The organism is Ancylobacter lacus, from assembly GCF_018390635.1.
Lineage (GTDB): Bacteria > Pseudomonadota > Alphaproteobacteria > Rhizobiales > Xanthobacteraceae > Ancylobacter > Ancylobacter lacus.
The window spans coordinates 1-18,776 of the sequence record NZ_JAHBGE010000008.1; the positions used below are offsets into that span (position 1 = coordinate 1).

Below are 18,776 nucleotides of genomic sequence, written 5' to 3' on the forward strand. Positions count from 1 at the left end.
GGAACGGTGGCCGGATAATGATTGGAATAGGTGGCCGGTTACGTCGGAATCCGCAGGGTCGCTGCGGCTGGAGCCGCCGATGCGGAACACCGCGGTGTCGCCGAGCGAGAGCGACAGGACCGGCGCGCCGAATTCCAGCTCGTCACGGTCCTGGTGCAGCCCCATGCGGGCTCCTTCGCCATACCAGTTGATGAGACAGGCTTCGGGCGGTGGCGAGGCGGGCGCGAGGCGGCGCCAGCTGTCGAGCAGAACCTCGGGCATGGCCGGCCAGCGCCGCCCGGTCTCGGGATGGTGCGGCTGGTAGCGATAGCCTGTCACATCCGACACCCAGCCCAGCGGACCGCAATTCGACATCCGCACCGAGAAGGGCTTGCCGGTGCGCGGCATGCGCGGCGTGAAGAGCGGCGCCTCGGCGAGAACGCCGCGCAATTCGGCGACGAGCGCCTCCTGCGCCTCGCGATCCAGCCAGCCCGGCCACCACAGGCAGTCCGGCGCGATGGCGACCGGAGCGGGGCCGGCGGCGCCGCTCACAGCTTGCGCAGCGCGACCGCCTCGACCTGGTGGTCGCCGCCCTTGCGCAGGATGAGGTCGGCGCGCTGCCGGGTGGGCAGGATGTTCTCGCGCAGGTTCACCAGATTGATCGTCCGCCAGATCGAGCGGGCAATGCTGTCCGCCTCCTCGGCGGAAATGCCGGCGTAGCGGTGGAAATAGGCCGCCGGGTCGCGGAAGGCCGTCTCCCGCAGCCGCATGAAGCGCTCGACATACCAGCGCTCCAGGATGCTCTCGTCGGCGTCGATATAGACCTTGAAATCGAAGAAGTCGGATACGAAGGGAATGCCCTTGCCGTCCTTCGGAGGACGACTGGTCTGCAGCACGTTGAGCCCTTCGACGATCAGTATATCGGGCTGATCGACCTCCACGGTCTCGTTCGGCATGACGTCATAGTCGAAATGCGAATAGACCGGCGCCCGCGCCGGGCGCTTGCCCGCCTTTACGTCGGTGAGGAAGTGGAGCAGCGCCGGTAGGTCGTAGCTCTCGGGAAAGCCCTTACGCTGCATCAGCTCCTCGCGCTGGAGCACGGCGTTGGGCAGCAGGAAGCCGTCCGTCGTCACCAGCGCCACCTTCGGGGTGTTCGCCCAGCGCGCGAGCAGCGCCTGAAGCACGCGGGCGGTGGTCGACTTGCCGACCGCCACGGAGCCCGCCACGCCGATGATGTAGGGCTTCTTGCCGCCTTCCTCCGGGCCGAGGAATTTCTGCATCGATCGGAACAGCTTCTGCGTCGCTCCGACATACATGGAGAGCAGGCGCGACAGCGGCAGATAGATCTGCTCGATCTCCGCCGCCGAAAGCCGGTCGTTCAGCCCCTGCAGCCGGGCGATCTCCTCGGCCTTCAGCGGCTGGGGCGTGTCGTCACGCAACGTCGCCCATTCCGCCCGGGTGAAATGGCGAAAGGGCGAGAGAGCCCCATTGTCGACCCGTGCTTCCATCGGCGTATTCCTCGACCCCGTCTCGCCCAGGCATTTCTCGCCAAGCGTTGGTCGACCGTATACCACGACGGCCCCGCCCGAATCACGCCGAAAAGTCGGCTAAACGCCTTTGCGTCCGGCCTTCTCTTCGAGACCGGACTGCGCGGTGCGCCGCCCGAGCTCGGCATACACCGCGTCCAGCGGAATATCGCGGACATGGAGCAGCACGGCGAGATGGTAGAGGAGATCGGCGGCCTCGGAAACCACGGCTTTCGAATCACCCGCCACCGCTGCGAGCGCCGTCTCGATCGCCTCTTCGCCAAGCTTCTGGGCGCATTTCGCCACCCCTTTGCCGAGCAGGGCGCGGGTGTAAGAGGGCTTGTCGCCCGCCTCGCCGCCACGGGCGCGCTGGTCGACAAGGGCGACGAGCTCCTCGAGGCTGAGCCGGGCCGGCGCGGGATCGACAGTCATGGCCGGGCTCCGGGTGTCGCGCGCACCGGCAGGCCGGCGGCGGCAAGGCGCTGCTTGGCGGCGCCGATGGTGAAGGTTCCGAAATGGAAGATCGAGGCCGCCAGCACCGCGGACGCGCCACCCTCGCGGATGCCGTCCACCAGATGGTCGAGCGTCCCGACCCCGCCCGAGGCGATGACCGGCACCGGCACCGCGTCGGAGATCGCCCGCGTGAGGGCGAGATCGAAGCCGCGCCCGGTGCCGTCGCGGTCCATGGAGGTCAGGAGAAGCTCGCCCGCCCCCAGCGCCACCACCTCGCGGGCATAGTCGACGGCGTCGATGCCGGTGCGGTTGCGCCCGCCATGGGTGAAGATTTCCCAGCGCGGCGGCTCGCCCTCGGCAGAGACCTGCTTGGCGTCGATGGCGACGACGATGCACTGTTCGCCGAACTTTTCCGCCGCCTCCCGCACGAATTCACGCCGCGACACCGCCGCGGTGTTGATCGACACCTTGTCGGCCCCGGCATTGAGCAGCGCGCGGATGTCCTCGACCTTGCGCACGCCGCCGCCGACGGTGAGCGGCATGAAGCACTGCTCGGCGGTGCGGCTGACGACGTCGATCAGCGTGCCGCGCGCCTCGTGGCTGGCGGTGATGTCGAGGAAGCACAGCTCGTCGGCGCCCGCCGCGTCATAGGCGCGGGCGGCCTCAACGGGATCGCCGGCATCGCGCAGATCGACGAACTGGACGCCCTTGACCACCCGGCCGTCCTTGACGTCAAGGCAGGGAATGACGCGCACCTTCAGCATCGACGCCTCGCTCACAACGGCAGCCCCGCCAGCACCGACAGCGCCTCACGCGGATCGATGCGCCCATCATAGAGCGCGCGCCCGGTGATGGCGCCCTCCAGCCGCAGCGCCCGCGGCTCGGTCAGCGCCCGGACGTCGTCGAGCGAGGCAAGCCCGCCCGACGCGATGACGGGGATCGACACCGCCTCGGCCAACGCGATGGTCGCGTCGAGATTGAGGCCCTTCAGCAGCCCGTCGCGGGCGATGTCGGTGTAGATGATCGCGGCGACCCCGGCATCCTCGAAGCGGCGGGCAAGCTCCAGCGCCGAGAGCTCGGAGGTCTCCGCCCAGCCCTCCACGGCGACCCAGCCGTCCTTGGCGTCGAGGCCGACCGCGACACGCCCGGGAAAGCGGCGGGCGGCCTCCCGCACGAAGCCGGGATCGCGGACCGCCGCCGTGCCGAGGATCACGCGGGTGACACCCTTGCCCAGCCAGCCCTCGATGGTTGCCATGTCGCGGATGCCACCGCCGAGCTGCACCGGCATCGCCACCGATTCGAGAATGCGGTCGACCGCGAAGGCGTTGACGGGCTTGCCGGCGAAAGCCCCGTCGAGATCGACGATGTGCAGGTAGCGGAAGCCCTGCGCCTCGAACATCGCCGCCTGCTGGGCAGGGTCATGGTTGAAGACGGTCGCCCGGTTCATGTCGCCCTGCTGCAGGCGCACGCACAGGCCGTCCTTGAGGTCGATGGCGGGAAAGAGGATCACGGCGTCCACGCGAGGAAGTTGGCGAGAAGGGCGAGGCCGAGGCGCTGGCTCTTCTCCGGATGAAACTGGGTACCTGCGACATTGCCGCGGGCCACGACGGCGGTGACCGGCTGCCCGTAATCGCTGACGGCGACCACGTCCTCCTCGTTCCGCGCGGCAAGGTGATAGGAATGCACGAAATAGGCGTCGAGCCCGTCCGGCCCGGTGGCGATGCCGGCGAGCAGCGGGTGCTCGCGGCGCAGCGTCAGCGAATTCCAGCCCATATGGGGAATCTTCAGCGCGGGATCGGCGGGCGCCAGCTTCACGACATCGCCGGCGATCCAGCCGAGCCCCCGGGTGACGCCGTGCTCGAGACCGCGCTCGGCCATGAGCTGGAGCCCGACGCAGATGCCGAGGAAGGGACGCTGCTTTTCCCGCACCACCTCGGCCAGCGCCTCGACCATGCCGGGCACGGCGTCGAGCCCGCGGCGGCAGTCGGCATAGGCCCCGACGCCGGGCAGCACCACCCGGTCGGCCTGCCGTACCACGGCGGGATCGTCCGTCACCACCACGCTGGCGCCGCCGCCTCCCTCGCGGGCGGCGCGCTCCAGCGCCTTGCCGGCCGAATGCAGATTACCCGAGCCATAATCGATCAGAACGACGTTCATCGCCGGTCAGCCTCCGGGAACAGCCCGAGCACGGGCACGAGAGCGGCCCGGCCATGGGCCGGCGCGACGAAGGGCGCCGCCGGCCGCGTCCCGGTGGCCGGGACCGGGACGAGCCCGCCTGCCAGCGCGCCTTCGAGGAAGCGCCGCTCGGCGGCCGCAAGCGCGGGCGCGACCACGGCGCCGACCTCCTCATAGCCGAGCCGTTCCAGCTTCAGCCGCCGCAGGTCCGCCAGCAGCAGGCCGGCCAGCAGATTGGGGATGAGGTGCAGCAGCACCGCCGCCATTCCATCCAGGAACATCGGCACCACGACGGCGAGCGCGGCCTCGGCCACGGCATAGCCGAGCAGGCCGAGCCAGAGCCGGTGCCACAGCAGGACGAGCGGCGAGAAGAAGAACGCGCTCCAGGCAAAACCCTCGCGCACAAAGACCACGCGGTCCGACCAGCTTGCCAGAGCCCGCGCCGGCTTCTCATCCTCGGGCTGGAAGACCGTCCAGACCGCCATATGCCTTCCTTTCCGTCCCGAGCCCCCGGCTCAGGCGCCGAGGCTGCCCTTGGTCGAGGGAATCTCGCCCGCCGCGGCGGGGTCGACCGCCACCGCCGCCCGCAGCGCCCGCGCCAGCCCCTTGAAGCAGCTTTCCGCAATGTGGTGGGCGTTGAGCCCGTACAGGGTTTCGACGTGGAGGGTTACGCCGGCATTGATCGCGAAGGCCTGAAAGAACTCCCGCACCAGCTCGGTGTCGAATTCGCCGATCTTGGGCGCCGGGAACTCCACCTTGAAGACAAGGAAGGGGCGGCCGGAAATGTCCAGCGCCACCCGGGTCAGCGTCTCGTCCATCGGCAGGTGCAGGCTGGCATAGCGGGTGATGCCGCGCATGTCGCCCAGCGCCGTCTTCACCGCCTGGCCGAGCACGATGCCGACATCCTCCACCGTATGGTGGAAGTCGATGTGCAGGTCACCTTTCGCTTCGACCTCCAGGTCGATGCGGGCGTGGCGCGCCAGCAGGTCGAGCATATGGTCGAAGAAGCCGACGCCCGTCGCGATCTTCCCCGTGCCGGTACCGTCGAGGTCGAGGGACAGGCTGATCTCGGTTTCTTTGGTGCCGCGGGTGAGGCTGGCCTTGCGCATGCTGAAGCTCCGGAAGTGGCGGCGTCTTAGCAGCTTAGACGTAGCGGCGCCATATCCGCGCTGCGGCGGCCGGAGCGCCTGCCCATGCGGCATTGCGGAATCGAATCCACTCGCCGCTGCAGCCAAAACGTCGTTTAAGTCTTATTCCAAGAAACTAATCCGCATGACACCAAGGGCATGGCGATGGAATCCACGCCACGGCAGGCACTGAGGCACACCGAACTCACGGACGCGCCGCGCGGGCCGGTCTTCGTGCATTCGAGCTTTCGGACCGCCAGCACCTGGGTGTGGAGCAAGTTCCGCGGCGATCCACGCTGCCTCGCCTATTGCGAAATCTTCCACGAGCAGCTCGCGAGCTGTACCGGCCCGCAGATCGCCGCTCTCCACGATGGCGGCTGGAATTCGCATCACCCGTCGGCAGCACCCTATTTCCTCGAATTCCTGCCGCTGCTGGAGCCGGAGGGGGGCGTGAAGCTCTATGGCCCGGAGATGGCATTCGAGCGGTTCCTGCCCGCGGGCGGGGTGGCCGGCACGCTGAGCAACGCCGAGGTGGCCTATGTGCGTGCCCTCATCGACCATGCCGAAGGCTGCGGGCGCATCCCCATCCTCACCGACACCCGTACGCTGGGCCGGGCAGGCGCGCTGAAGCAGGCCTTCGGCGGCACCAGCGTCGTGATCTACCGCAACATCTTCCACCAATGGGGTTCCTATTCCGCGCAGGCAGCCGGCGGGAACGGCTATTTCCTCGAAACGGTGAACGCCACGCTGCGGGCCTGCCGCCACGACCCCTTCATCCGTCAGGTCGACGACTTCTTCCACGACCGCACCACGAGCGAGGAGGACGAGCGCAGCTTCCTCGCCTTCGCGGCGCTGCACCTCTATCTCTACGCGCTTGCGCTGCCCTCGGCCGACCTGGTGCTGGACGTGAACCGGCTCGCCCGTGACCCGGGCGCGGCCGAGGATGCCCGGCAGCGACTGAAGGACCTGACCGGCCTCCCGCTCGATTTCTCCGACTGCCGCCTTGCCTTCGAAGGCTCGTTGTTCGCCACCCGCTCCCCGGTGGCGTTCCGCGACACCGTGCAGCAATTCGTCAAGCTCATCGGCGCCCATGTCGCGGATATCCGGGTGCTGGCGCAGGTGGAACGCATGCGTGACGAGATGCTGGAGGAGTGGGAGCGCTGCGAATTCTACGCCGCCCGAACCCGCGGGCTGCTGTCCGGACGCGCGGCCCGGCTCGCGGCCGAGCGCGATCGGCGGCAGGCTGACATCGACACCCTTCATGCGGACATCGACATCCTTCACGCCGAGCAGAAGGTGGTGCGGAGCGAAAACGAGGCGCTGCGCCAGAATCTGTGCGAGACCCAGCACGAACTCGGTGCGGCCCGCGACGCGCTGGACGGCGAACGCCGCCGGCGCGCCGGCGTGGAGGCGGAGATGGAGCGGCTGCGTGACCAGGCCGGCGCCCTCGGCCGCCGCAACGCCAAGCTCGAGCGTCGCGGCCTCAACGGGCTGAAGCGGCTCTGGCGGCACTGAGCGCGGGTGCATCGCCGGCTTGCGATCGGCGCTTTCGGGTTTAAGTAAGCTCCGCCCGACGGAGTCCTTCATGAAGCACGCCCCCGAAACGATCTACGGCACCACCATCGTCTCCGTCCGCACCGGCGGCACCGTCGCCATTGGCGGCGATGGCCAGGTGACGCTCGGCAACACCGTGATGAAGGCCAATGCGCGCAAGGTGCGCCGGCTCGGCCGCGGCGACGTGATCGGCGGCTTCGCCGGCGCCACCGCCGACGCCTTCACCCTGTTCGAACGGCTGGAAGCCAAGCTCGAGCAGTATCCCGGCCAGCTCCAGCGCGCGGCGGTGGAACTGGCCAAGGACTGGCGCACCGACCGCTACCTGCGCCGGCTGGAGGCGATGATGATCGTCGCCGATGCCCGCATCACCCTGGTGCTCACCGGCACGGGTGATGTTCTGGAGCCCGAGGGCGGCATCGCGGCCATCGGCTCCGGCGGCGGCTTCGCCCTTGCCGCGGCCCGCGCGCTGGCCGACAGCGGGCAGTCCCCGGAAGCGATCGTCCGCAAGAGCCTCGGCATCGCCGCCGACATCTGCATCTACACCAACGCCAATATCGTGGTGGAGACGATCGAGGGATGATCGGCGAACGCACCGTTTCCGTGGCGGTCGAACGCGGGATCATCACCGCCGGGCAGCTCGACCAGCTCCGGGCGCTGGAATCCGAACTCGGCGCAGCGGCGACCGAGCCCGGCGCGCCGGTGTCGCATGAGGATGAGCGGCTGCGCTTCGTCAGCGGCTTCGGCGACATCTTCGTTACCATCGGCCTTGCCCTGTTCCTGACCGCGGTCGCCTATTTCGCCGAAGACCGCTTCGGCGGCGCCGGCCGGTGGGTGGCTCTTGTCGCGGCGTGCTGGCTGCTGGCGGAATACTTCACCCGGCGGCGCCGCATGGCGCTTCCCAGCCTCGTGCTGCTCGTCGTCTTCGCCGGCTCGGTAATGGCGGCCGCGACGCTGCTGTTCGGGGGGCGGGTGTTCGGGTTGGGGCCGTGGGCGCCGGATCTGGCGGATGGCTCCAGCGCGCTGCCGCTGTTCGGTGCCGGGCTGGTCACGCTTGGCGCCACGTTCCTGCATTACCTGCGCTTCCGCCTGCCGATCACCGTGGCGGCGGGAACGGCGGCGCTGGTCGCCAGCGTGCTCGGTCTTGCCGCCACGCTGGCGCCGGGCCTGCTGGCGACGGCGCTCCAGCCGCTTCTTGTCGCCTGCGGCCTCGGCGTGTTCGCACTCGCCATGTGGTTCGACATGAGCGACCCGCAGCGCCGCACCCGCCGGGCCGACATCGCCTTCTGGCTGCATCTGCTGGCCGCCCCGCTCATCGTCCATCCCCTGTTCGAGGGGCTGGCGGGCGGCGGCCGCGGCGCCATCGCCGCCCTGCCGGTGCTGCTGACCTTCGTTGTCCTGGGTGGGGTGGCGGTGCTGATCGACCGCCGGGCGCTGCTGGTGTCGGGCCTCGCCTATGCCGGCTATGCCTTCGCCGCGCTGGTGCAGGACAGCGGGCTGTACGGCCTCGAGACGCCGCTGACGCTGCTCGTGCTCGGCGCCTTCGTCCTGCTGCTCAGCGCCGCCTGGCACCCGCTGCGCCGCGTCATCCTCTCCCTTCTGCCGGCCGAGCTTGCGCGCCGGCTGCCCCAGCCCTGAGTTGCCGACGTCATGACCAACTTCTCCCCCCGCGAAATCGTCTCGGAGCTTGACCGCTACATCGTCGGCCAGAACAAGGCCAAGCGGGCGGTGGCCATCGCGCTGCGCAACCGCTGGCGCCGCCAGCAGCTCGAGGGCCACCTGCGCGAGGAGGTTCTGCCGAAGAACATCCTGATGATCGGGCCCACCGGGGTCGGCAAGACCGAGATTTCACGCCGCCTCGCCAAGCTGGCGGGAGCTCCCTTTCTCAAGGTCGAGGCGACCAAGTTCACCGAGGTCGGCTATGTCGGCCGTGACGTCGAGCAGATCGTGCGCGACCTCGTCGAGATCGGCATCGGGCTGGTGCGCGAGGCCCGGCGCAAGGATGTCGAGGCCAAGGCCCACCTCGCCGCCGAGGAGCGGGTGCTGACGGCTCTGGTCGGCGCCACCGCCTCGCCCGGTACCCGCGAGGCCTTCCGCCGGAAGCTGCGGGACGGGCTGCTCGACGACAAGGAAGTGGAGGTCGAGGTGACCTCCCCCGGACAGGGCATGCCGATGTTCGAGATTCCCGGCATGCCGGGCGCGCAGATGGGGGCCATCTCGCTCGGCGACATGCTGGGCAAGGCGCTGGGCGGGCGCACCAAGACGCGCCGCGTCACCGTGAAGGAAGCCCACCCGCTCCTCCTCTCGGAGGAAGCCGACAAGCTGATCGACCAGGACGCCATCGTCCAGGAAGCCATTCGCGCGGTGGAGGACAACGGCATCGTCTTCCTCGACGAGATCGACAAGATCGCGGGGCGGGAGGGCCGTTCCGGGGCCGATGTCTCGCGCGAAGGCGTGCAGCGCGACCTGCTGCCGCTGATCGAGGGCACCACGGTCTCGACCAAGCACGGCCCGGTGAAGACCGACCACATCCTCTTCATCGCCTCCGGCGCCTTCCACGTCTCCAAGCCCTCCGACCTGCTGCCGGAGCTGCAGGGCCGGCTGCCCATCCGGGTCGAGCTGGAGGCGCTGAGCCGGGAGGATTTCAAGCGCATCCTGACGGAGACCGAAGCCAGCCTGGTCAAGCAGTCCATCGCGCTGATGGCCACGGAGGGCGTGACCCTCACCATTACCGACGACGCGGTGGAGGCGATTGCCGACGTCGCGGTGGAGGTGAACTCCACCGTCGAGAATATCGGCGCCCGCCGGCTGCAGACGGTGATCGAGCGGGTGCTCGACGAGCTTTCCTTCAGCGCGCCGGACCGGGCCGGCGAGGGCGTGACGGTGGATGGCGCCTATGTCCGCGAGCGGGTCGCCGACCTCGCCCGTAATGCCGATCTCAGCCGCTACATCCTCTAGCGCGCGGCGGAAACGGGGGAAGCGGGCGCCTCAATGCCCGCCGGGCCGGCTGAGGATCTTCAGCCGGCCGAGAAGCTCCGCCACCGCCTCGGGCGGCAGCGTCGCGATTTCACGGGCCAGGAGGTTGGCGAGCTCGGTCGCCTCCGGCGCCAGCCCGGCGGTATCGACCACCACCCGGGGGTCGGACATCTCCGCGAGCACGCGCAGCGATTCCGCTTCGTCCCAGATCACGTTGAAATAGGCCATGATGCGCTGGAGCATCAGCCAGGTCGGCTGGCCGCGCTTGCCATGTTCGAGCGCGGAGAGATAGGCGGCCGAGACCCCGAGCTCTTCGGCCATCTGCTTGAGGGTGACGCCGCGCTCGGCCCTCAGCTCCCGCATGCGGCGGCCGAACGGCGTCATGCCGGGCCCCCGCGAAGCCGGCGGATGCGGACATAGAGCGCGCCTTCCCCGCCATGGCCGCGTGCCGCGGTCTCGAAGCCGACCACCACCGGCCGCATGGCGGGTTCGGCGAGCCAGTGCGGCACCACGCGCCGCAGCACGCCCCGCCCTTCCGTGACGAAGCCCGGCTCCGGTGATCCCTTGCCGGTGATGACCAGCACCACGGAATGGCCCGCGCTCTGGGCGGCGATGAGGAAGGCGTGGAGGCGGTGATGCGCCGCCGCCTGGGTCATGCCGTGCAGGTCGATCCGGGCCTCGACCTCGTGGCTGCCGCGCGACAGCCGGCGGCGCAGCTTCGGCTCCAGCGGCGCCAGCGGCGGGGGCGACGGCCTCGCCGGAGTGGCACGTGCCGGCCGCGCCTCCACCGGAGGCGGCGGCTCCGGGGCGGCAGGCGGCTCCTCGCGGACGGGCTCGGACGCCGGCGCCTCCACCGGCGCCGCCGGCTTCAGCCGCGCAATGTCGCGGGTCACATAGCTCCAGAGCGCGCGTTCCTCGGGGTCCAGCGTGCGCCGGCCACGCCGGCCCCCGCCCGATCGGGCGCTCATGGCGTCCCGCCCGCGCCGGAAGACGCCTCGGCGGGCAGGTGCGCGGGGCGGCGCGGCGGCCGGGGTGGTGGCGGCGCGCGGGTCGGGTCGAGCCGGCGCGGCAGCAGCATGATGAAGCGGCCGCGGTTCTGGATGCGGCCGGCCACCGACCCCGCCTCCGCACCCGCGCCGAGGAAGAGATCGGCACGGGCCGGGCCGACGATGGCCGAGCCGGTGTCCTGGGCGATCATCAGCCGCTGGAAGGTGTTGGACGTACCCGGCCCGTCCAGCGGCAACCGCGCGTCGATGAAAAAGGGCGTGCCGTAGACGTGAAGGCGCCGATCCACGGCGATGGAGCGTCCCGCCGTCAGCGGCAGGCCCTGGGCCCCCACCGCCCCATCGGTGGCCGAAAGCTCGGTCGCGAGGCGAAAGAAGACATAGGACTTGTTCTGCCGCATCAGCTCGCGCCCTTCCGCCGGATGGTCGGCTATGTAGGCGCGGATCGCGTCCATGGAAATCTTCTCGCGCGGCACGATGCCCCGCTCCACCAGAATCCGCCCGACCGGGGTGTAGGTCTGGCCGTTGTGGCCATCGTAATTGAGCCGAAGCACGGTGCCATCGGGAAGCCTCACCCGGGCCGAGCCCTGAATCTGGGTGAAGAACACGTCTGCCGCGCTCCGCACCCAGACGATTTCGAGCCCACGGTCCTTCAGCGCGCCGTCGTCGATCGCGGCGCGGTCGTAATAGGGCACGAGCCGGTCGCCCTCGCGCCGGAACGCCTGGCCCCTGTTGGCGGGCACGCCGGGTGCGGGGGATTCGAGGATGAGGTCCGCCGGCCGGCGGTAAATCGGAGTGGTGAATTCCGCCGTAGGGGTGAGCGAGCCTTCCAGCTCCGGTTCGTAATAGCCGGTGAGAAAGCCGGTCGGGGATTCGATGGGCGAGATCAACACCGGCCGGAAGGCCTGCTCGAAGAAGCGGCGGGCTCGCGCCTCGCTGGTGTGGCGGGGAAGGCGCAGCGCCTCCCGGCAGATGGGGCGCAGCGCGAGAAACACCGGCCGCGGCGGGGTCACCTCGTCGGTGCCCCGCAGGATGGGGCCGCAGCTCGCCCGGAAGGTCGCCAGCGCGGCCCGATGGTCGTCCTGCGCCCAGCCCGGAAGGTTGGCGAAGCGCGCCGGCTCCAGCGCGGCCTCCGGCATGACGAACAGCGGCGCAGGGTGCGGCTTCTCGCGGGCGAGAGCCGGCCCACCCGCCAGCCCCGCGGCGAGGAGCAGCGCACAGGCGAGGCTGAGGGCGAGCGCCCGGCAGAACCGGGCAGAAGGAAGGATCGGGGTGCGCACCCCGCTACTCTGTCACGAAGCCGCTTCGGTCGCCACGAGCTTCCAGTTGGGATCGCGGGCGCCGAGATCGCGCGAGAAGGTCCACACGTCGGTCACGTCAACCACCGCCTCGGCGTCGCCGTCCACCGTCTCACCCGCCGCATTGCGGGTGACGGAAATGAGCTGGGAGACGAACCGCACCGTGATCTGCGCGGTCTTGCCCTTCACCTGCGCATCCACGATGTCCGACTTCGAGATGGCGACGAAGCTCGTCTGCATGGTCTCGCCGCGCGCCTCGCGTTCCGCGATCGCCGCCGAGAAGCCGTCGAACACGTCGCGGGCAAGCAGGTCCTTCAGCGCGCGGCGATCGCCGTTTGCGAAGGCGACGACGATCATCTCGTAGGCCGAACGGGCACCTTCGAGAAAGTGCTTCACGTCGAAGCCGCGTTCCTGCGCGGCGATGGCGTCAAGCCCATTGGCCACCGCCGAGCCGATCTCGGCGACGCCGGTCCAGCGCGGCTGGGCGGGGACATCCGGCTCCACCGGCTCGGGAACATGGCTGGGCTCGGTGCCGGGGAAGTTCACCACCTTGTCCGAGGCCCGCGGGTCGTTCGCCGCGGGCGCCTTGGCTGCGTCGCGACGCGAATACGGATCATAGGGCGGCCGCTCCCGCCCTGTGCGCTGGCCCAGCACGCTGCGCAGCCGGATGAAGATGAACACGGCCAGGGCCAGGAAGATGATCGTATAAATATCGAACACGTCGCTCTTGCCGCGTTTTGCCTGGACGGCGGACCAGCCCGCCATCCATGGACCGAGTTTAAAGACGCCCGCAGGCTGGCGCCGGAAAGCCCGCCTGCCGGTGTTCATGGCCTATTTACGCGCTCCGGGGGATTTCGCCAGCCCATTCGCTACCGTAACGTCAGTCACATCCGGGGCATTACGGCTCGCGAATGTGTCGTTTATGCCGGTGAGACTAGATCAAGTGGCATCGCCGCGCCATGAGGCGCGTTGCGGCGAGCGGGGGCGGCGGCGCCCGGCGCGGAGAGCCCGTGCGCGCCTTGTTCGTGGCGGCGAGGCATGTTAGCGACACGCCCGCCCGGGGCCTGCCGCGCCGGGCCAAGACGCCCCTGCGCCCACATCCGGCGGGCCACCACGGAGACTTCCCGATGACCGATGACGCCAACGCCGTGACCATGCCGACCCTGCATGTGGTCGCGCAGTACACCAAGGATCTCTCCTTCGAGAATCCCGGCGCGCCGGCCACCCTCTCGCCCTCGGGCCAGCCGCAGATCGGCATCCAGATCAACGTCAATGCCCGCCCGGCGCGTGACGGCGAGTTCGAGGTCGAGCTCAAGATCGAGGCGAAGGCCGAGGCCAGCAAGAAGCTGCTCTTTGCGGTCGAGCTGGTCTATGGCGGCCTGTTCCGGGTTCAGAACGTCGCCGAGGAGACGCTGCACCCCTTCGTCATGATCGAGTGCCCGCGCATGCTCTTCCCGTTCGCGCGCCAGATCGTGGCCGACACCGTCCGCAATGGTGGCTTCCCGCCCCTGATGATCGACCCGGTCGATTTCGTGACACTGTACCGCCAGCGCATGGCGCAGAACCCGCCGTCCTCGATCCTGGCGTCCTGATCCCGCGCGGGCGGGCGATCCCGGCCGCGGATCGCCCGCCGGCTCACGCCTGCGCGTCCGGCGCGGGCGGCAGATAGTCCTTCCAGATCGCCGCATCGCCAAGAGTCTTCACGAAGGCCTCGTGCGCGGCGATCTCGGCCGCCGACAGCCGGGGCGGCAGCGGCGCCGGCCGCGCCAGCGGGACGAGCGTGGTGCGCTCCTCGCGGCGGGCAACGGTTTCCGTGCTCATCAGCACCAGCGCCGCCTGGCGCCCGCCCGCCAGCTCGGCATAGACATCCGCCAGCAGCTCCGAGTCGAGCAGGGCCCCGTGCTTGGTGCGGCGCGAGCCGTCGATGCCGTAGCGCGCCATGAGGTCGTCGAGCCGGTTCGACGAACCGGGGTGCCGCCGCCGCGCCAGCGCCAGGGTGTCGATCACCCGGTCGAAGGTGAGGGGCGGACGGCCCAGCCGCGCCAGTTCGGCATTCAGGAAGCCAACGTCGAAGGCTGCGTTGTGGATCACCAGCGGGTCCTGGCCGATGAAGGCGAGGAACTCGTCCACCACCTTGGCGAAAACCGGCTTGTCCGACAGGAACTGTGCGGAAAGCCCGTGCACGTTGAACGCCTCGATCGGCATGTCGCGCTCGGGATTGATATAGACGTGGAAGGTGCTGCCGGTCGGAATCCGGTTCAGCAGCTCCACGCAGCCGATCTCGACCAGCCGGTCGCCCCGCAGCGGATCGAGGCCGGTGGTTTCGGTATCGAGCACGATCTCGCGCATCTGGTTCCTCAGGCTCCGGCCCGGCACGCCGCCAGGCGTTCCAGCAGTTCCGCCACCTGCGCCCGGGCGACGTCGAGACCGCCGCCGGTATCGATGACGAAATCGGCGCGCCGGCGTTTTTCCGCATCCGGCATCTGCTTCGACAGGATTGCCGCGAAGGTCTCGGCTGTCATGCCCGGCCGGGCGAGGACCCGCTCGCGCTGCACGGCCTCCGGTGCCGATACCACGGCGACGGCGTCGACGCGACCCTGCGCGCCGGTTTCGAACAGCAGGGGGATGTCGAGCACCGCCACGGCCGCGCCCTGCCGCGTGGCCTCCTCAAGGAACCGCGCCTCGCGGGCCCGAACCAGGGGGTGGACGATGGCCTCCAGCCGCGCCATGGCGGCAGGATCGCCCAGCACCCGCGGTCCCAGCCGGGTGCGGTCGATCACGCCGGCAACGGTGACGCCGGGAAAGGCGCTCTCCACCGCGGCGACGCCTTCATGACGGTAGATATCGTGCACCGCCGCGTCGGCATCGTGCACCGGCACGCCCCGCTCGCGGAAAAGGCCAGCGGTGGTGGATTTGCCCATGCCGATGGAGCCGGTCAGGCCCAGCCGGAACGGGCGCAGCGAGCTCATGCGAGCTGGCCCTTGGCGGCGAGGTCGGCGATGACCAGCGCGCGCAATTCGGCGGTGACCTGCGGGCGGACCCCGAACCAGCGCTCGAAGCCCGGCACCGCCTGGTGCAGCAGCATGCCGAGCCCATCCACGGTCGCGAGCCCACGGGCCTTGGCCGCGCGCAGCAGCGGGGTTTCCAGCGGCACATAGACCGCGTCGGTCACCACCGCGTCGGGCGAGAGCGCGGAGAGGTCGAGGTCGAGCGGCGGCTGGCCCTTCATGCCGAGCGAGGTGGTGTTCACCAGCAGCCGGCACCCTGCCAGCCGGCCGGCGAGATCGCGCCAGGCCACCGGCACCACCCGGGGGCCGAACTGCTCGCGCAGCGCCTCCGCCCGGGACAGCGTGCGGTTCGCGACCGCGATGCGGTCGATCCCCCGGGAGAGAAGGCCGTGGACAATGGCGCGCGAGGCGCCGCCGGCGCCCAGCACGACCGCATCGCCCAGCGCCGCCGCCCAGTCCGGCGCCCCGGCGTCGAGATTGGCGAGGAAGCCGTGCACGTCGGTGTTGGCGCCGTGCAGCCGGCCATCCTCCAGCCAGAGGGTGTTTACCGCCCCCAGCGCCGCCGCAACCTGATCGAGCTCGGCGCAGGCCCGGAAGGCGGCCTCCTTGTGCGGCACGGTGACGTTGCCGCCGACATAGCCCGATGTGGCGAAACCGGCGAGAAAGCCGTCAATGGCTTCCAGCGCGACGTCCTGCCGGCCGTATTCCCCGTCGATCCCATGCTGGTTCAGCCAGAAGCCATGCACCAGCGGCGAGCGGGAATGGGCCACGGGGTGGCCGATGATGCAGGCGCGGCGGGTCACGTCAGGCTTCCTTCCTGCCGCAGGAAAGCGAGCAGCGGCAGCAGCGGCATCCCCAGAATGGTGGAATGCGCCCCCTCCACCCGCTCGAACAGGTGAATGCCGAGCCCTTCGAGCTGATAGCCGCCGACACTGGCGAGCACCGCCTCTCCGGCCGCGTCGAGATAGGCCTCGAGCGTCGCCGGGTCGAGCGGGCGCATGGTGAGGTGAGCGCTGTCGACGGTGGAAAACAGCGTCTCGCCGTCGCGCGACACCGCGATGGCGGCATGCAGATCGTGGGTATGGCCGGCGAGGCGGCTGAGCTGCTCGCGCGCCGCCGCCCGGTCGACCGGCTTGTGGAAGGCGTCGTTGCCGAGCGCGAGCGTCTGGTCGGCCCCGATCACCAGCCGGCCCGGCGCCAGCGCCGCGCCGGCCAGGCTCTTTTCCCGGGCGAGCATCAGGGCGATCTGCTTCGGCCCAAAGCCGTTGGCATGGCCGCGTGCCTCGACGTCCCGCTCATCGATGTCGGCGAGGATCACCTCGAAGGGCAGTCGCGCGCTCTCCAGCATCGCGCGGCGGGCGGCGCTGCGCGAGGCCAGCACCAGCGGCGCCCGGCCGTGCCAGAGCCCGAGGGCCGAATCGGTCATCACATGGGTTCCTGCAGCTTGCGGCGGTGCTCCTTGAGCAGGCCGATGATCGCCGCCGCGGTTTCCTCAATGGAACGGCGGGTGACGTCGATGATCGGCCAGCCGGCGCGGGCGCAGAGCTGGCGCGAATAGGCGATCTCCTCGGCCACCGCCTCGCGGTCGACATAGGAATCATTGGGCTGGAGCGCATTGAGCCCAAGCAGCCGGTTTCGGCGGATCTCCACCACCCGCTCCGGACTCGCCACCAGCCCGACCACCAGCGGGTGCTTCAACCCGTGAAGGCCGGGGGGGACGGGCACGTTGGGAACCAGCGGGATATTCGCGGTCTTAATCCCGCGATTGGCGAGATAGATGCTGGTCGGCGTCTTGGAGGAACGGGAAATGCCGAGCAGCACCACATCCGCTCCCTCCAGCCGGTCGGTGTGCTGGCCATCGTCGTGCATGACGGTGAAGTTCATGGCGTCGATGCGGCGGAAATATTCATGGTCGAGCTGATGCTGCCCGCCGACACGGGGCGTCGGCTCGCCGCCGAGATAGGCCTGGAACAGCCGCACCACCGGCGCGAGGACGGAGAGCACCGGCAGGCTGTTCTGGGCGCAGAATGTTTTCAGCCGGTTGCGCAGCTCCAGCTCGGTGAGGGTGTAGAGCACGATGCCGGGATGCGCCTCGATCTCGGTAAGCACCCGGTCGAGCTGCTTCTGGTTCCGAACCAGCGGATAGATGTGCTCGATCGGCTTGGCGTGGCTGTACTGCGCCGCCGCGGCGCGCCCGACGCTGATCAGCGTCTCGCCCGTGGAGTCGGAGACGAGGTGGAGATGGAAGTAGCTCTCGGACGACGGGACAGGCTCGGTCACGTGTTATCCCCAGCCCTGTGCATGGCCTGTCGAAAAAGCCATGCCCTGCGGGGTCTGGCAAGGGTGCCCTGGGGATGGCGCCGGATTCCGTCCACAGGGGTGTCCGCTGTGGAAGATGGAAGGAGGCAGGCTCTGGGAATCGAGGATAACTCGTCGCACCCTTGCCAAGGGTCCGGCCACACTCGTTAATTCTTCGTTAACGCGCCCGGCCGGAGTCGGGGCGGCGTGGGGATTGGTTGTCGGATCGCCGGAACCCGGCTAATCCGCACCCACAGACTCTACAGACTCAATAGAAAAGAGATTTAGAAAGTATGAATGGGGCAGTGGAAGATCGTTCGGGGACGAGCACGCTGCTCCAGGCACTCACCGGCCGGGTGCCGGCCCGGGTTCCGGTCTGGATGATGCGGCAGGCCGGCCGCTATCTCCCGGAATACCGGGCTTTGCGGGAGAAGGCGGGCGACTTCCTGACCCTGTGCTACACCCCGGAATTCGCCACCGAGGTGACGCTCCAGCCGATCCGCCGCTTCGGATTCGATGCGGCGATCCTGTTTTCCGACATTCTGGTGGTGCCCCACGCGCTCGGCTGCGACCTGCGCTTCGAGCCGGGCGAGGGTCCGCGCCTCTCCACCGTGACCTCGGCCGCCGACCTTGCCGGCCTTCGCGAAACCCTCGATCCCGCCCGGATCGGCAAGGTCTGCGAGGCGGTTTCCGCCATCCGGGCCCAGCTTCCGCGCGATGTCGCGCTTCTCGGCTTCTGCGGCGCACCCTGGACGGTGGCGACCTACATGGTGGCGGGCCGCGGCACCGACGACCAGATGCCGGCACGGCTGGCCGCCTTCCGCGATCCCGCCTTCCTCGAGGCCCTGATCGACCGGCTGGTTGAGACCTCCAGCGCCTATCTCATCGCCCAGCTCCGGGCCGGGGCGGACGCGGTGCAGATCTTCGACAGCTGGTCCGGCGTGCTCGATCCCGAGCAGTTCCGGCGGTGGACGATCAGGCCGATCGGGAGGATGGTGCGTGCGGTGCGTGCGGCCATTCCCGGCGCGAAGATCATCGCCTTCCCGAAGGGGGCGTCTCTCGCCGGGCTCACCGAGCTGGCGCTCGCCACCGGGGTCGACGCGGTGGGGCTCGACTGGACCGCCGACCGCCGCGGGGTGCGTGCCGCCCTTGGCGGGCGCTGCGCCCTGCAGGGCAACCTCGACCCGCTGCGGCTGATCGCCGGCGGCCGGGCGCTGGACGAGGGCATCGACGCGCTGATGGCCGATTTCCGCGGCGCGTCGCACATCTTCAATCTCGGCCATGGCATCCGGCCGGAAACGCCGATCGCCCATGTCGAGCACATGCTGAAGCGGCTGCGCGGCTGAGGCCGCCGCCGCTCCGGCCCGGCCGTGGCGCGCGC

At 69.7% G+C, this 18,776-nt stretch carries 23 protein-coding genes; 6 read left to right on the forward strand and 17 right to left on the reverse strand.

The window, feature by feature from the left end; translation table 11 throughout:
* The 8 genes from KHC27_RS01390 to hisB all read right to left on the reverse strand — a co-directional run.
* Positions 1–531 (reverse strand): alpha-ketoglutarate-dependent dioxygenase AlkB family protein (locus KHC27_RS01390; RefSeq protein WP_213334128.1); only part of this gene is annotated, 531 nt, incomplete at its 3' end.
* Complete coding sequence (coaA, locus tag KHC27_RS01395; RefSeq protein ID WP_213334131.1) at positions 528–1,487, reverse strand: type I pantothenate kinase; 960 nt, start codon at positions 1,485–1,487, stop codon at positions 528–530. The genes KHC27_RS01390 and coaA, both read right to left, overlap by 4 nt.
* Before the next feature lie 99 nt (positions 1,488–1,586).
* The gene (locus tag KHC27_RS01400; RefSeq protein ID WP_213334134.1) at positions 1,587–1,937 is read right to left on the reverse strand and encodes a phosphoribosyl-ATP diphosphatase; all 351 of its coding nucleotides are present in this window, start codon (positions 1,935–1,937) and stop codon (positions 1,587–1,589) included.
* Positions 1,934–2,722 carry an imidazole glycerol phosphate synthase subunit HisF gene (gene hisF / locus KHC27_RS01405; protein ID WP_213334137.1) on the reverse strand — a complete coding sequence of 263 codons (789 nt, stop codon included), beginning with the start codon at positions 2,720–2,722 and terminating at the stop codon, positions 1,934–1,936. The genes KHC27_RS01400 and hisF overlap by 4 nt, the downstream gene beginning before the upstream one ends.
* Before the next feature lie 11 nt (positions 2,723–2,733).
* Complete coding sequence (gene hisA, locus KHC27_RS01410) at positions 2,734–3,468, reverse strand: 1-(5-phosphoribosyl)-5-[(5-phosphoribosylamino)methylideneamino]imidazole-4-carboxamide isomerase (protein ID WP_213334140.1); 735 nt, start codon at positions 3,466–3,468, stop codon at positions 2,734–2,736.
* The gene (hisH, locus tag KHC27_RS01415) at positions 3,465–4,115 is read right to left on the reverse strand and encodes an imidazole glycerol phosphate synthase subunit HisH (protein ID WP_213334143.1); all 651 of its coding nucleotides are present in this window, start codon (positions 4,113–4,115) and stop codon (positions 3,465–3,467) included. The genes hisA and hisH overlap by 4 nt, the downstream gene beginning before the upstream one ends.
* Positions 4,112–4,618, reverse strand: a complete 507-nt coding sequence (locus KHC27_RS01420; RefSeq protein ID WP_213334145.1) for a DUF2628 domain-containing protein — start codon at positions 4,616–4,618, stop codon at positions 4,112–4,114. The genes hisH and KHC27_RS01420 overlap by 4 nt, the downstream gene beginning before the upstream one ends.
* Positions 4,619–4,648: 30 nt before the next feature.
* A complete protein-coding gene (gene hisB, locus KHC27_RS01425; RefSeq protein ID WP_213334147.1) occupies positions 4,649–5,242 on the reverse strand; it encodes an imidazoleglycerol-phosphate dehydratase HisB in 594 nt (197 codons plus the stop codon).
* A 177-nt stretch (positions 5,243–5,419) separates the two neighbouring features.
* On the opposite strand from hisB, the gene KHC27_RS01430 reads away from it, so the two are divergent.
* The 4 genes from KHC27_RS01430 (at position 5,420) to hslU (ending at position 9,769) form a co-directional block, all read left to right on the forward strand.
* Positions 5,420–6,775 carry a hypothetical protein gene (locus KHC27_RS01430; protein WP_213334149.1) on the forward strand — a complete coding sequence of 452 codons (1,356 nt, stop codon included), beginning with the start codon at positions 5,420–5,422 and terminating at the stop codon, positions 6,773–6,775.
* A 70-nt stretch (positions 6,776–6,845) separates the two neighbouring features.
* Positions 6,846–7,394: an ATP-dependent protease subunit HslV gene (gene hslV / locus KHC27_RS01435; RefSeq protein WP_213334151.1), complete on the forward strand. Its 549-nt coding sequence runs from the start codon at positions 6,846–6,848 to the stop codon at positions 7,392–7,394.
* Entirely contained in the window at positions 7,391–8,449 is a 1,059-nt protein-coding gene (locus tag KHC27_RS01440; protein ID WP_213334153.1) for a hypothetical protein, read from the forward strand. Before hslV ends, KHC27_RS01440 begins: the two co-directional genes overlap by 4 nt.
* Positions 8,450–8,461: 12 nt before the next feature.
* Entirely contained in the window at positions 8,462–9,769 is a 1,308-nt protein-coding gene (hslU, locus tag KHC27_RS01445) for an ATP-dependent protease ATPase subunit HslU (protein WP_213334155.1), read from the forward strand.
* Positions 9,770–9,799: 30 nt separating this feature from the next.
* On the opposite strand, the gene KHC27_RS01450 is transcribed toward hslU, so the two are convergent.
* Genes KHC27_RS01450 through KHC27_RS01465 form a run of 4 tightly spaced genes read right to left on the reverse strand, consistent with a single transcriptional unit; the run spans position 9,800 to position 12,809 of the window.
* Positions 9,800–10,171 carry a helix-turn-helix domain-containing protein gene (locus KHC27_RS01450; protein ID WP_213334157.1) on the reverse strand — a complete coding sequence of 124 codons (372 nt, stop codon included), beginning with the start codon at positions 10,169–10,171 and terminating at the stop codon, positions 9,800–9,802.
* Entirely contained in the window at positions 10,168–10,755 is a 588-nt protein-coding gene (locus KHC27_RS01455; protein ID WP_213334160.1) for a Smr/MutS family protein, read from the reverse strand. The genes KHC27_RS01450 and KHC27_RS01455 overlap by 4 nt, the downstream gene beginning before the upstream one ends.
* Complete coding sequence (mltA, locus tag KHC27_RS01460) at positions 10,752–12,071, reverse strand: murein transglycosylase A (RefSeq protein WP_343210801.1); 1,320 nt, start codon at positions 12,069–12,071, stop codon at positions 10,752–10,754. The genes KHC27_RS01455 and mltA overlap by 4 nt, the downstream gene beginning before the upstream one ends.
* Before the next feature lie 12 nt (positions 12,072–12,083).
* Positions 12,084–12,809, reverse strand: coding sequence for a Tim44/TimA family putative adaptor protein (locus tag KHC27_RS01465; protein ID WP_343210802.1), 726 nt, complete (start codon positions 12,807–12,809; stop codon positions 12,084–12,086).
* Positions 12,810–13,216: 407 nt separating this feature from the next.
* Between KHC27_RS01465 and secB the strand changes: the two genes are divergently transcribed.
* Positions 13,217–13,681, forward strand: coding sequence for a protein-export chaperone SecB (gene secB / locus KHC27_RS01470; protein ID WP_213334164.1), 465 nt, complete (start codon positions 13,217–13,219; stop codon positions 13,679–13,681).
* Positions 13,682–13,724: 43 nt separating this feature from the next.
* Here the strand turns inward: secB and dnaQ are convergent, their stop codons facing one another.
* From dnaQ to KHC27_RS01495, 5 genes are read right to left on the reverse strand one after another with little or no spacing between them, the layout of a single operon-like run.
* Positions 13,725–14,438, reverse strand: coding sequence for a DNA polymerase III subunit epsilon (gene dnaQ / locus KHC27_RS01475; protein ID WP_213334166.1), 714 nt, complete (start codon positions 14,436–14,438; stop codon positions 13,725–13,727).
* An 8-nt stretch (positions 14,439–14,446) separates the two neighbouring features.
* Complete coding sequence (coaE, locus tag KHC27_RS01480; RefSeq protein ID WP_213334168.1) at positions 14,447–15,058, reverse strand: dephospho-CoA kinase; 612 nt, start codon at positions 15,056–15,058, stop codon at positions 14,447–14,449.
* Positions 15,055–15,900 (reverse strand): shikimate dehydrogenase, encoded by an 846-nt coding sequence (locus KHC27_RS01485; protein WP_213334170.1) that lies wholly within the window; start codon positions 15,898–15,900, stop codon positions 15,055–15,057. Before KHC27_RS01485 ends, coaE begins: the two co-directional genes overlap by 4 nt.
* Positions 15,897–16,523: a Maf family protein gene (locus KHC27_RS01490; protein ID WP_213334172.1), complete on the reverse strand. Its 627-nt coding sequence runs from the start codon at positions 16,521–16,523 to the stop codon at positions 15,897–15,899. Before KHC27_RS01490 ends, KHC27_RS01485 begins: the two co-directional genes overlap by 4 nt.
* The gene (locus tag KHC27_RS01495) at positions 16,523–17,377 is read right to left on the reverse strand and encodes a pyruvate, water dikinase regulatory protein (RefSeq protein ID WP_213334174.1); all 855 of its coding nucleotides are present in this window, start codon (positions 17,375–17,377) and stop codon (positions 16,523–16,525) included. The genes KHC27_RS01490 and KHC27_RS01495 overlap by 1 nt, the downstream gene beginning before the upstream one ends.
* 311 nt (positions 17,378–17,688) lie before the next feature.
* On the opposite strand from KHC27_RS01495, the gene hemE reads away from it, so the two are divergent.
* The gene (hemE, locus tag KHC27_RS01500) at positions 17,689–18,741 is read left to right on the forward strand and encodes a uroporphyrinogen decarboxylase (protein ID WP_213334178.1); all 1,053 of its coding nucleotides are present in this window, start codon (positions 17,689–17,691) and stop codon (positions 18,739–18,741) included.
* The last annotated feature ends 35 nt before the right edge of the window (positions 18,742–18,776 follow it).